This window comes from Cyclobacterium sediminis (assembly GCF_054781075.1).
Genome location: NZ_BAAGVC010000003.1, coordinates 395,084 through 406,999, shown reverse-complemented (window position 1 = coordinate 406,999; position 11,916 = coordinate 395,084). Strand labels below are relative to the sequence as shown.

At 40.0% G+C, this 11,916-nt stretch carries 11 protein-coding genes; 2 read left to right on the top strand and 9 right to left on the bottom strand.

The features are described from left to right. Together ACYVHJ_RS04000 and ACYVHJ_RS03995 are read right to left on the bottom strand one after the other, a co-directional pair. Window positions 1-381, bottom strand: a complete 381-nt coding sequence (locus tag ACYVHJ_RS04000; RefSeq protein ID WP_339901863.1) for a response regulator — start codon at window positions 379-381, stop codon at window positions 1-3. Beyond that, a complete protein-coding gene (locus ACYVHJ_RS03995) occupies window positions 374-1,132 on the bottom strand; it encodes an Hpt domain-containing response regulator (RefSeq protein ID WP_339901862.1) in 759 nt (252 codons plus the stop codon). The genes ACYVHJ_RS04000 and ACYVHJ_RS03995 overlap by 8 nt, the downstream gene beginning before the upstream one ends. A gap of 46 nt (window positions 1,133-1,178) precedes the next feature. On the opposite strand from ACYVHJ_RS03995, the gene miaA reads away from it, so the two are divergent. Continuing rightward, window positions 1,179-2,090, top strand: coding sequence for a tRNA (adenosine(37)-N6)-dimethylallyltransferase (gene miaA / locus ACYVHJ_RS03990; RefSeq protein ID WP_460512759.1), 912 nt, complete (start codon window positions 1,179-1,181; stop codon window positions 2,088-2,090). Here miaA and ACYVHJ_RS03985 read toward each other — a convergent pair. From ACYVHJ_RS03985 to ACYVHJ_RS03965, 5 genes are all read right to left on the bottom strand, one after another. Then, entirely contained in the window at window positions 2,078-2,395 is a 318-nt protein-coding gene (locus tag ACYVHJ_RS03985; RefSeq protein WP_460512757.1) for a hypothetical protein, read from the bottom strand. The genes miaA and ACYVHJ_RS03985 overlap by 13 nt on opposite strands. A gap of 55 nt (window positions 2,396-2,450) precedes the next feature. Further along, on the bottom strand, window positions 2,451-3,428 hold the full coding sequence (pfkA, locus tag ACYVHJ_RS03980; RefSeq protein WP_460512755.1) for an ATP-dependent 6-phosphofructokinase: 978 nt from the start codon (window positions 3,426-3,428) through the stop codon (window positions 2,451-2,453). A gap of 157 nt (window positions 3,429-3,585) precedes the next feature. Further along, a complete protein-coding gene (gene typA, locus ACYVHJ_RS03975; RefSeq protein ID WP_339901858.1) occupies window positions 3,586-5,394 on the bottom strand; it encodes a translational GTPase TypA in 1,809 nt (602 codons plus the stop codon). 117 nt (window positions 5,395-5,511) lie between these two features. Further along, window positions 5,512-5,958, bottom strand: coding sequence for a hypothetical protein (locus ACYVHJ_RS03970; RefSeq protein ID WP_460512752.1), 447 nt, complete (start codon window positions 5,956-5,958; stop codon window positions 5,512-5,514). A gap of 367 nt (window positions 5,959-6,325) precedes the next feature. Beyond that, window positions 6,326-8,491 (bottom strand): glycoside hydrolase family 31 protein, encoded by a 2,166-nt coding sequence (locus ACYVHJ_RS03965; protein WP_460512750.1) that lies wholly within the window; start codon window positions 8,489-8,491, stop codon window positions 6,326-6,328. A 148-nt stretch (window positions 8,492-8,639) separates the two neighbouring features. Here ACYVHJ_RS03965 and ACYVHJ_RS03960 point away from each other — a divergent pair, with 148 nt between their 5' ends. Then, window positions 8,640-10,019 (top strand): DUF3748 domain-containing protein, encoded by a 1,380-nt coding sequence (locus tag ACYVHJ_RS03960; protein WP_460512748.1) that lies wholly within the window; start codon window positions 8,640-8,642, stop codon window positions 10,017-10,019. A 198-nt stretch (window positions 10,020-10,217) separates the two neighbouring features. Here ACYVHJ_RS03960 and ACYVHJ_RS03955 read toward each other — a convergent pair whose 3' ends face one another. After that, window positions 10,218-10,670, bottom strand: a complete 453-nt coding sequence (locus tag ACYVHJ_RS03955) for a hypothetical protein (protein WP_460512746.1) — start codon at window positions 10,668-10,670, stop codon at window positions 10,218-10,220. Continuing rightward, the gene (locus tag ACYVHJ_RS03950; protein ID WP_460512744.1) at window positions 10,670-11,905 is read right to left on the bottom strand and encodes a sulfite oxidase; all 1,236 of its coding nucleotides are present in this window, start codon (window positions 11,903-11,905) and stop codon (window positions 10,670-10,672) included. Before ACYVHJ_RS03950 ends, ACYVHJ_RS03955 begins: the two co-directional genes overlap by 1 nt. Window positions 11,906-11,916: the final 11 nt, after the last annotated feature.

The following is an 11,916-nucleotide window of genomic DNA, read 5'->3' as shown; positions in this document are numbered from 1 at the left end:
TTACTTATAAATATGTTTTTTCACAGTTGACAATAACAAGTCATAATCCAAAGGTTTCTGGACGTAGTCATCCAACCCTGCTTTTTTAAAGTCATCAAGGGTGAAATTTTTATAATTCCCTGTAATGGCGATTATAGGGATTTTGGACTTAACAGGGTCCGAAAGATTTCTGATCGCCTTGGTGCAAACTATGCCATCCATTACAGGCATATTGATATCCATAAGGATTAAATCAAAATCCTCCTCGGCGAGTTTGTTTAAAACTTGCTGGCCATTCTTAACAGCGGTAATTGAAAAATTCTCAAAAGAAAGAACATTCTTTGTTAGATTGATAATTACTGAGCTGTCTTCAGCTACCAATACTTTTTTTGCTTCACTCATATTTTATAAAAATTTTATCATTTTCAACCAAGGTCTTAAATTTACTAAGACTGCTTTCCAATAGGTCAATGTCTTCGGTCATTGCTTCTGTCGAGGAATTTTTAATCTTATTTTCGAACAAAGCAGTAACTCTATACATCACATTTATACCCAGTGTTCCTGAATTCCCTTTCAATATGTGAAGTTTTTCACCAATTTCTTCAAATTTATTAAAATCTGCCAATAATTTTATTTCTTCGGTGAGGTTTTCGGCTTCTTCTAAGAAATCTTGGTACACAGATTTAATGTTCTCCAGACTGTGATACTTCAATAATTGTTGGATGACAGATTCATTTATGTCCACATCAATGTCTTTGTCTTTTTCTGAAATGACTACCCGGTTCTTCTGATGGTTAAGATGAAAATGAATTGTTTCCAGAAGGTCTTTTGGCTTTACCGGCTTAGCAATAAAGTCATCAAACCCTGTTGATAAAAAATATTCTCGGTCTCCTTGATTGGAATAAGCAGAAATGGCGATCACAGGAATATCTGCTATCTCTTCTTCTTTGATGATTTTTAAACAACTAATACCATCAAGTTTGGGCATTTGAATGTCCATTAACACAATGTCGTACTCGTTTTCTTTTAGGAGTGCTATGGCCTCCTGTCCATCACCTGCAGATTCGAAAAAATAATTGTGTCCGATTACATTCTCAAAAACTTTTCTATTTAGAGCATTGTCGTCTACGATCAAGACTTTTTTGTTTTTCATGGTCGAATTTTCTTAAATTCGGAGTTCTAAAATATAAAGCTAAATTTTGACTCCTTTGAATAAAATAATTCTGGTGATAGCAGGCCCAACAGCTGTTGGAAAAACTGATTTGTGCATAAATTTAGCCAAAAAATTTAATACTGTCATAATATCCTCCGATAGTAGACAATTTTTTCAAGAAATTAATATAGGAACTGCCAAGCCCAGCAAGGAAGAATTGGACATGGTGCCCCACTATTTTATTGGCAATAAATCCATCCACGATCATTATGACGTTAGATCATACGAGATTGAGGCACTTTCCTGTATAGGTGATTTGTTTAAAAGGAAAGACCTACTCCTATTAACTGGAGGTTCAGGTTTATATACGGATGCCGTAGTAAATGGTTTGGATGAAATGCCTATAATAGCTCCAGAAATTCGACAGGAGTTAAACTTGCTATTTGTCAAAGAAGGTATTGCTCCGCTTCAGGAAATGTTGAAAAAACTAGATCCCGACTATTATGAAAATGTAGATCTGCAAAACCCGCAGCGTTTGATTCGAGCTTTGGAGGTTTGCCAAGGTACGGGTAAGGCTTTTAGTGAATTTAGGGTTCGGAAGAAAGTAAAACGTCCTTTCAAAACGATCAAGATTGCCTTGAATAGAGATAGGGAGGAGCTTTACCAAAGGATAGACAGTCGAATGGATAAAATGATTGCCGATGGGCTCTTTATAGAAGCTGAAGAAATGTACCCCTTCAAAAATAGGAATGCATTGAATACTGTCGGCTACAAAGAAATTTTTGGCTACCTGGAAGGGGAGTATGACAAAGACGAAGCCATCAGACTCCTTAAAAGAAATTCCAGAAGATATGCCAAGAGACAGGTGACCTGGTTAAAAAGGGATGAAGCATACCATTGGTTTCATCCTGATGATATCAATGGTATACTTTCCCTAGTACAGGATTATAGGGCCTGATGTCCCGTTAATTTAGCGGCAAAAGAATAAGGTTTGGTTTCGATAAGTTTGTTGTGCTCGTATCGAACTCTTTTTATTTCCCCAAGTTTTTGTCGGATACCTGTGGCTTGGTTCTGATATTCAACTGAATTCTCCATTCCACCAATTGTCTGTAAAGTTTTTATTGCTTCCTCGATTGTATGCACATTCGGATCAGGTAAACCTTTGTTTGCCAGGTTTGAAATGGTTTTAAATTCGGAGGAAATGATGCTCAATTCATGCTGAATTTTGTTTTTCTTTTGTTTTAAATTTTGATGTACCAACATTATAAACAAAAAAACAAAACCTCCCAGTGTGATGAAAATTGGAATAAAACCCATATTATATACTTAAGATCTCTTGCAACCTTAGGTAGTCTTTATTTAATGGCTTGCTCTTATTGATACAATCCTCAAAAGGAGTGTAAACGACCTGATCGTTGATTATACCGGCCATGCAGTTGAATTTACCATTAAGCAAGCCCTCTACTGCCGCTAAGCCGCTTCGGCTACCCAAAAGCCTGTCTTTGGCTGTGGGGCTTCCGCCTCGCTGAATATGACCAAGAGTGGTTACTTTAAATTTCTTTTCTTCTTCGCCTACGAACTCGGATTTCACCTTTGCCATAATGGTGGCTGCATCTCCTTCTTCATCTCCTTCTGCCACCACCACTATGCTTGAAGTTTTAGATTCTCTTAAATTTTTTAAGTAATCAGATACTTGTTTGGAAGTGGTTATGGTTTCAGGTACCATCACTACTTCTGCTCCTCCTCCTATGGCGCACTCAACAGCAATGTAACCGCTGTCTCTGCCCATTACTTCTACAAAAAAGACACGGTCATGTGCTGCCGCTGTATCCCTGATCTTATCGATGGCTTCCAAGGCTGTATTTACTGCTGTGTCGAAACCAATGGTGTAATCCGTGCCATAGATGTCGTTATCAATGGTGCCGGGGCAGCCAACTACCGGAATTCCGAATTCCTCGTAAAATACTTTAGCACCGGTGAATGTACCATCGCCACCTATGGCTACCAGCCCATCTATACCGTGCTTGGACAATTGATCATAGGCTTTTTTCCTTCCTTCTTTGGTGCGAAACTCATTGCTTCTTGCGGATTTTAATATGGTTCCGCCTCTTTGAAGTATGTTGCTAACCGAGTGGGACTCCATTTTTGTAATGTTCCCATTGATAATGCCATCGTATCCGTATTTGATGCTGTAGACATCCAGATCATGATAAATTCCTGTCCTTACTACTGCCCTGACACAAGCGTTCATTCCGGGCGAATCCCCACCTGAGGTATAAACTGCAATTTTTTTCATAAGTTTATTTCATTTTAAGACCAAACCCGGAGAATGGGTATAAATAGCTACATGGTTCTTTGGGTTGATTGAAACATAAAACTAATCAAATTCAAAGTATCTGCTGAACATTTAAGAAAAAAAAAGGGTAGATTTTAAATCTACCCTTTATAATTAATTAAGCATTTTGTGCTTTTGCTGCTCTATTTCTTTCATTTTCTTCCAAATGAATTTTTCTCATCCGTATGCTTTTCGGAGTAATTTCTAGGTATTCATCTTTTTGGATGTATTCCATAGATTCTTCTAAAGAGAATTTTTTTGCGGGTGCAATCTTTGCATTGTTATCCGATCCGGAAGCACGCATATTAGTGAGTTGCTTGCCTTTCTTGACGTTTACCACAATGTCATTGTCTCTAGAGTGCTCCCCAATTACCATACCGGTATAAAGTTCATCTCCTGGATCTACAAAAAAGATTCCTCTATCTTGTAATTTATCGATGGCATAAGCAGTACATTGCCCGGATTCCATTGATATCAATGAACCGTTAATTCTACCTGGAATTGTACCTTTAAATGGTTCGTAGGAAGCAAAACGGTGGTTCATGATTGCTTCGCCTTGTGTGGCAGTCAATACATTATTCCTCAACCCAATCAATCCTCTGGATGGAATGCTAAACTCAAGATGTTGTAAATCACCTTTTGGCTCCATTACCAAAAGCTCTCCTTTTCTTTGTGTAGCTAGTTCAATGACTTTTCCTGCAGACGATTCAGGAACGTCTACCACCAAGGTTTCGATAGGCTCATGCTTCACTCCATCTATCGTTCTATAAATTACCTGTGGCTGGCCTACTTGTAATTCATATCCTTCTCTTCGCATGGTTTCAATCAGTACTGACAAATGCAGAATGCCTCTACCATATACCAAGAATTTATCTTCACTATCAGTTGGTTCAACCCTCAAAGCAAGGTTTTTCTCCGTTTCCTTCATAAGCCTTTCTCTCAAATGGCGAGAAGTAACAAACTTACCTTCTTTTCCAAAGAAAGGAGAGTTGTTAATGGTGAAAAGCATGTTCATGGTAGGCTCGTCAATCGAAATCCTTTCTAAAGGTTCCGGGTTTTCAAGATCCGCAATGGTGTCTCCAATGTCAAAACCTTCTACACCTGTGATGGCGCAAATGTCACCTGCCTGGACTTCTGTTACTTTATTTTTACCTAGACCTTCGAAAACATGAAGTTCTTTAACTTTAACTCGCTTAACAACACCATCTTCTTTGCAAAGGCCGTATTGCTGACCTTCTTTAATGCTTCCTCTCTTCACCCTACCAATGGCTATACGACCAACGAAATTTGAAAAGTCTAAAGAAGTGATTTGCATTTGAGTGGTTCCTTCGTCGATTTTCGGTTCAGGAATATATTTAACTACTGCATCTAAAAGAGGTAGAATGCTGTCATTTGGATTCTTCCAATCTTCACCCATCCAGTTGTTCTTGGCAGAGCCATACAGTGTGTGAAATTCAAGTTGCTCTTCAGTAGCGTCCAAGTTGAACATCAATTCAAAAACGGCTTCATGAACTTCATCAGGACGACAGTTTTCTTTGTCCACCTTGTTGATTACTACGATAGGGGTAAGACCTAGCTCTAATGCTTTGCCTAACACAAAACGGGTTTGTGGCATGGGTCCTTCAAAAGCGTCGACCAAAAGAATTACACCGTCAGCCATTTTTAAAACCCGCTCTACTTCACCACCAAAATCGGCGTGACCGGGAGTATCAATAATGTTTATCTTGGTATCCTTGTACCTTACAGAAACATTTTTTGATAAAATGGTAATCCCCCTCTCTCTTTCCAGGTCATTGTTATCCAATATTAGGTCTTCAAACTGCTGATTTTCCCTGAAAATTTTAGAGGCGTGTATAATTTTGTCTACCAAGGTTGTCTTTCCGTGGTCAACGTGTGCAATAATTGCAATATTTCGAATACTCTGCATGTGAAATTAAATTAAGATGCAAAAGTAAGAATTAAATTTTGAAAAAGTATTTAAATCTGTAATTGATAATTATTAAATAATATTATTCTTTTAAAAACGTCCTCTTTATTTTTATAATTATTTTAATTCAAATGGCTTACTTTTCAGTATTACATTGGAACCAGGATAGCTGATGTCTAAGCTATTTTCGGCTGTTACAAGTAGCATTGCGGGTTTGTGCCTCGTTTCCTTTTCAAAAGATGCTTTTCCCCGGTTCTTAAACATACCACTATTGTTGGAGATTTCTCCCAGCCTAATAAGCCCTTGTCCCGGCGCCTCTATCCATACTATATAATGTTTTTTTGGTGGAGAAAGACGTTCCGGAAGGGCTAAATTGTTGATGTCAAGTTTCACTAGGTAAGCCCCTTCCTTGGTTTTATTAATCGAGGCGACAGGTTCTGCAGCAGGGACTACACTTGAAACAGGGAAGGTGACCTTGGTGGAGCATGCAAAAGCTCCCGAAAGGATAACTAAGGCTGTTATATAAGTGAAAATGTTCCTTTTAAATTGTAGTTTTTTTTTCATCGTCTTGTTTTTTGTCGTAATTAAAATGCAAATGTACGCTCTGCTAAAAGCTAATAAATGAGCGTTGCGAACGCTCCATTATTTAAAAGTATGGCATTGGAAATAATAGGCTTGAATTGAAGACCTACTTTAAATTAACCAATGTGAGGAGATAATTGTTTCACTAGTTTGGGTCCTATTTCCGGCACTAACTCTTTTAATTAAATTGTGTTTTTTTTACATGATAAGTATGCAATTCTATGATAAATTTCCGGACTCATTTTACCTGCTTAAAATTAAAGTGATTCATATAATTCCAGTATTGAAATTATTATCCTTCCCATAGAATTTTTCATTTACCTCCTATCTGTGAAGATAGGTGAAAGGTCTATTTTACTGGATTGTGTCCATTGCTTTCAGTCATAAATATCCAGCGAATCTTGCCAATATTGTCAGGTTTTTGAGCTTTGGCAGGAGATACGGATCCTTTCCACTGTCCATCACTCCCTATTCTTACATTAATTTCTCTCCAAGAATAATGCCCTTTTTCGTAATCATAGGAAATTCCATCGTCATCATACAAAGTAAAGTGGCCTGGAGAGGTCCCATAATGGTAAATTTCCAGATCATACCGCTCTCCCTTTTCCGGAGCATGTAATCGGGATTTCATCATGGGAATAATTCCACCATCCTTTACAAATACAGGGATTTGGTCCATACGGGCATTGACAGTGATTATTTCTCCGTTTCCGACGAATTTTCCGGTATAAAAGTCGTACCAATTGCCTTTAGGTAAGACTACACTGCGGCTTTCCTCACCGGCAAATAGCGGTGCCACCAATAAGAAAGGTCCGGCCATATACTGGTCAGTAAGCTCCTTTTTAACTGCTTCTTTATAGGGATTGTCTTCAAGGTCTTTAAGGCTATCTGTTGGGCCCTGGGCTTGAATGGTAAAACCTGATTCCAGCTGCATGGCGCGAAATGGAGGGATTCCTTCAAAATGGTATTTAGCAAAACTACTGTACCAATAAGGCATCATCTTCATTCTCAACAGTGCCATTTCCTTTACCTCATCAGCCACCTCAGGATAAGACCAGGGTTTGGTGTTGCTGGCCCAGGCATTGATCATGGCCATGGGTGAAAACACTACAGTTTGAAACCTTCTCAACCACTCTTCTGCGCTTTTGGATGCCCTTGCTTCTGGAGTCCATAATAATCCCGAAAATCCACTGTTTATAAGGGCAGTGATAAAATCTTTGTGGTCATAATAATCATTGTAGATGACATAGGGAAAAGCAACGCCACCTCCATTGGAAGCCCTTACCAAACCGTAGGTGCGCCGGTTTTGATCACGAAAAAGCTGACTTGATTGCTTTTGTACCAGCAGACCATACGTCTGACGGACTTGTTCGGCAGCCAGTCCTGAAGGGAATTGAGCCACATCCGGCCAGAGCCAACGATCATAGCCATCCACTTCATCAATCTTATATCCTCCTACTCCGGGAAGAATATGGTTTTTTTTAAAGGTTTCCCAATACAAAGCCTGAGCTTCGGGTATGCTAAGGTCAGGAACTGCGCCGGCCCAAACCGAATGGCTGCCATAATAGGGTTTAAGGGTGTCGTAAAAGTCAGCCTCCGGAGAGACATAAGGGTTGATCCAAAGATTTAAACTGATATTTTTGTCCTTTAGCTGCTGTATGAGCTTTTCAGGATGAGGGAATCTTGTGGGATCCCAAGCGAAAGTATTTGGATAGGATTTGCTTTGCCAGCCCGGTTCAAGGCCAATGAAATCCAAAGGAAATCCCTTGGTTTCAAATTCCTCAGCTTCCGCCAATACCTGTTTTTGGTCATAAAGTCGGTGAACCCTTTGTGTAAAGCCTAGTCCCCATCGAGGAGGAATTGGGCCTCCTCCATTGAATAAATTGAAGCGCTGAACGGCCTCTAACATAGTGGGGCCAGCAAAAATATAAAATTCCACACCGCCTGCAGGTACCAAAACTTCCACTGCATCAGAATATGGCGAGGCGGTCCAGGCAGGGTCTGTGTTTCTGTCCAATGCCTCTGCAGGATTGTCACTGTCAAGTCTTGAAGCACTACCTGCATAGATGTCCAGATATCTTGCAGAATTGATAAAAACCCCATAGCCTTCACTTGTGACATAAAATGGAACAGGGGCATGGGTTCTTCCATTGTCTTGGCCTCCATAATGGTCCACATGCAGGCGCATTATCCTTCCTCTTTGATGAATGGTTTTAAAATTTAATCCGAAACCATAAATCTCTTCTCCTTTTTCAAGTGGCAATTGAAGATAGGTTTTGCCATCTTGTAATTTACCGGAAATTTTATCTTTATTTAGGGGGAAAAGGGGCTTGCCCAATTTGGCCAAAGCAGTTGAATTGGGGACGGCACCTGAGGCAGTCAATAGATCGTATTTTTCAGCTTCTCCCAAAGTGCCTTTCCATACTCCGGGAGCAGTGTTTTCCCAGTGGATTTCCTGAGCACTGCCTGCAAATGCGATGATTAAAAATAGAAACAACAAATAAAAATATTTCATAAGGTCAGGGATTTTGTCTTTCAAGCGGAAATATTATTAAAATAGGTGAGATAAAAAAGCAGCAAATGCCGGAACCTGTATAAAAACATTGGTACTATTTTATCAATCTGCCGTATATTGGAAAGTTAAATTTTAAGAAACTTTACAAATGACCTTAAATAAACCAAAAAATTATCTTTTTACTGCATTGTTCATTATGGTTACCTCAACGCTTTTTTCTCAAGAACTTTGGCAAGTCAAGCAATTGACCCATCAAAAAAAGAATCATGCCATGGACAATAATCAGAATTTTTCACCTGATGATGTCTGGATTGTTTATGACACTAGACCAAATGAAGGTGGAATAGGAGAAAATGCCATCATAGAAAAAGTAAATGTGGAAAGTGGTAAGACCAAAGTTGTTTATCAAACCACACATGCCAATGAATATGGTCCCGGAGTGGGGGCAGTTAGTTATCATCCAAGTAAAAATGAACTTGTATTTATTCATGGATTGCCTCCATCCAGCAAAGAAAAGCCATATGCCATGCATCGAAGGCTGGGGAGGATTGTGGATGAAACCACCAATTCGTCCTATTGGATGGATAGCAGAGATGTTGAAGCGCCATTTACTGCAGGGGCTTTAAGAGGGGGCACGCATCGGCATCAGTGGAGTGGCGATGGGAATTGGTTAGGTTATACCTATAATGATGCCTTAATGTATGATTTGGAGGAAAAAACGGGTGAGACGTACAATTTAAGGACGGTAGGCGTGTCCAAAAGAAACCTGAAAAGTCCAAGCGTCTCAACTAAAAAAGCTGAAAATTTTCAAGGAGAATGGTTTTCAGTTTTAGTTGTAAAAGTAGTGCCAAATCCTCGCCCGGGTAAAGAGGAAATCAGTAAGGCTTATAGTGATTGGTGGGTTGGGCAAAAAGGTTATCAAAAAGCAGATGGCAGCCGACAAATGGCCAGAGCTTTCCTAGGTGATCTAAAGACGGAAAAAGGAAAGAAATTAACCGAAGTTTTTATAGTGGATATTCCTGAGGAAATTGATATTGAAGGCCCGGAAGGTCCACTGGCAGGAACTTCTACTACCATGCCTATGCCACCGGCAGGAGCAGAAGTTAGGAGGCTTACTTATACTGAGAACGCGAAATATCCGGGTGTTACCACGGATTTCAGGCATTGGGTGACTTCGTCAATGGATGGGGTATTCTTATCTTATTTGGCCAAGGATGAAAACGGGATTGACCAGGTCTTTTTAATTCCTGCCATTGGAGGGGAACCCAAGCAAGTGTCTTTTCATGATACCTCAGTGCAGAGTACAGTACGGTGGCATCCTAAGGCTAAGGAGTTTGCTTATGTCTGCAACAATCAAGTTTATGTCAATACCGTAGATGAAGGGATGAATCCCAGCAAAGCTTCTGCAATAACAGAAACATTTGACACAGCACCTTATGCTATCAATTATTCCAATGACGGTAAAAAAATAGCCTTCAACAAGGATGTTGAAGGCCATGTGCAAATTTTTGTTGCAGAAAGACCTTGAACTCGAAATATTGCAATAGGCTAAAACTAGGTGCTGAAATCACTCTAAAATCAGCCATTTTGATGCTGTTTGGAATTTTATTTTAGCGATGCTAGGCTAAAATAAAATTCCAAACAGTCTGATTTACTTGTGATTGTAATATTCCTTGAGAAAGCTCAGGACGGGTATTATGAATCCTATTATAAAATCTAGGTTGAATTAATTTTTCAATTCATACCATTCGATGTCTCCTAAAGGTGCCCTTCGGCCTCCTTTGCTTTGTGAAGCACTTCCAGGGGCGTAATTCTTGGACAAATAATCAAGAATTACCTCTTCTTGGGTGCCCAGGTCCCAAAGGTTTTGGGAGCTTTGCATCCACCTGATCATTTTTTCCCAACCTTCACGGTCAGCATAGTTTTGGGTGACTAACTTAGCAGAATGACAGGCTGTGCAATTGGCGATAACCAAATTAAGGCCTTCATCAGCGATTAGTCCTGTTGGTACATGAATTCCATCCACTATTTCTGATGCCATGGGGTTGGCATCCACCGGTGCGTCAGCAGCAACAAATTCACCATCGGAGGGGACTTTGTCTTTGGTAGACCAAAAATAAGCTCCAACGGCTAATAATGTGATTAATATTGTGGCAATGATTGCTCTCGATTTTCCCATTAGGCAACTTTTATGGCGATTCTATGACATGCATTGTTCAGGTATCCTTTAGGATTCCAGCCCGGCGTAACCATTGGTTGGCTGATGCCTTCGTTGTCTGTGGCTTTGGCCCAAACTTCATAATATCCTTTTTCAGGAAAATTAATTTTAGCAGAAAAGTGCTGCCAAGAATATTGGTTGGGCGCTTGCTTAAGGTTACAACTGTGCCAGGTGGCTCCAAAATCAATAGAATACGCTACCTCGGTAATATGCTTTGCACCTGTCCATGCGTGTCCCCTTATTTCCAAAGTTTGTTCAGGAGCTATAATTGCGCCTGATTTCGGATAGGAAATCAGGGATTTAACAGGCATGCTTTCTATGATTTTCATGTCCTCATTTTTCACCTTAGCACCGGGTTCTACGGGTGTTTTGGGAATTGAATAGGAGGGGGCTGCCATTTTTTCCCCATCATGAACTTTGTCACGAATAGACAAGGCTTCCAGCCACTTCCCTGAGACAGATGCCGGAAATCCTGAAGCTATCAATCGTAATGGGTGTCCATGAGCGATGGGTATGTCCTCTCCATTCATGGCAAAAGCCAAAATAGTATGTTCGTCCATTGCTTTGTCTATGGGGATACCTCTGGAAATAGGGTTTTTGTTTGGATCTCTGCTGATGTGTTTGTCGGCACCATGGTAACCAATATACACTGCATTGTCTTTTATTCCGGCATCTTCAAGCAAATCCCTAAGTCGAATACCGGTCCATTTGGCACAAGATACGGCACCCAAAGACCACTGATTTCCTTTTGCGGGTGGGAAGTATTCTTTTCTCCCATTTCCCCCGCATTCCAAAACCAATTGGTAGGTGTGATTAGTGAATTTTGTTTTAAGTTCTTGTAAGGTGTAGGTTTTTTCTTCCCCCATGGCCTCACCTTTTACGGTAAGGGTCCAGTTGTCTACATCGATTTTATCAGGAATCAGCCCGTTATTTCTGATAAACATTTTATCTGCAGGGGTGACATCATCGTCCAACAAATGGGCTCTTGATTCCACGTTCCAAGGTTTGTCATTCAAGACAATCATGTCTTTATGCTTTCCAAAAAGTTTACCCGGATCGTTGTCTTGTTCCAAAGCAACAGGTGTATAATTTTCAGGAAGGGCAAAGACTATATTACTACCCAAAAGTGCAGCCATCGAACTCAATGCTGATTTTTTAATAAATTTTCTCCTATTTGGATTTTCTGTTTTTGCCATAGGTATTCTGG

Excerpts from the sequence above, each read along its gene's own strand:
- ACYVHJ_RS04000 (WP_339901863.1), bottom strand. The coding sequence starts at position 381 with ATGAGTGAAGCAAAAAAAGTATTGGTAGCTGAAGACAGCTCAGTAATT.
- ACYVHJ_RS03995 (WP_339901862.1), bottom strand. The coding sequence starts at position 1,132 with ATGAAAAACAAAAAAGTCTTGATCGTAGACGACAATGCTCTAAATAGA.
- ACYVHJ_RS03985 (WP_460512757.1), bottom strand. The coding sequence starts at position 2,395 with ATGTTGGTACATCAAAATTTAAAACAAAAGAAAAACAAAATTCAGCAT.
- pfkA (WP_460512755.1), bottom strand. The coding sequence starts at position 3,428 with ATGAAAAAAATTGCAGTTTATACCTCAGGTGGGGATTCGCCCGGAATG.
- typA (WP_339901858.1), bottom strand. The coding sequence starts at position 5,394 with ATGCAGAGTATTCGAAATATTGCAATTATTGCACACGTTGACCACGGA.
- ACYVHJ_RS03970 (WP_460512752.1), bottom strand. The coding sequence starts at position 5,958 with ATGAAAAAAAAACTACAATTTAAAAGGAACATTTTCACTTATATAACA.
- ACYVHJ_RS03965 (WP_460512750.1), bottom strand. The coding sequence starts at position 8,491 with ATGAAATATTTTTATTTGTTGTTTCTATTTTTAATCATCGCATTTGCA.
- ACYVHJ_RS03960 (WP_460512748.1), top strand. The coding sequence starts at position 8,640 with ATGACCTTAAATAAACCAAAAAATTATCTTTTTACTGCATTGTTCATT.
- ACYVHJ_RS03955 (WP_460512746.1), bottom strand. The coding sequence starts at position 10,670 with ATGGGAAAATCGAGAGCAATCATTGCCACAATATTAATCACATTATTA.
- ACYVHJ_RS03950 (WP_460512744.1), bottom strand. The coding sequence starts at position 11,905 with ATGGCAAAAACAGAAAATCCAAATAGGAGAAAATTTATTAAAAAATCA.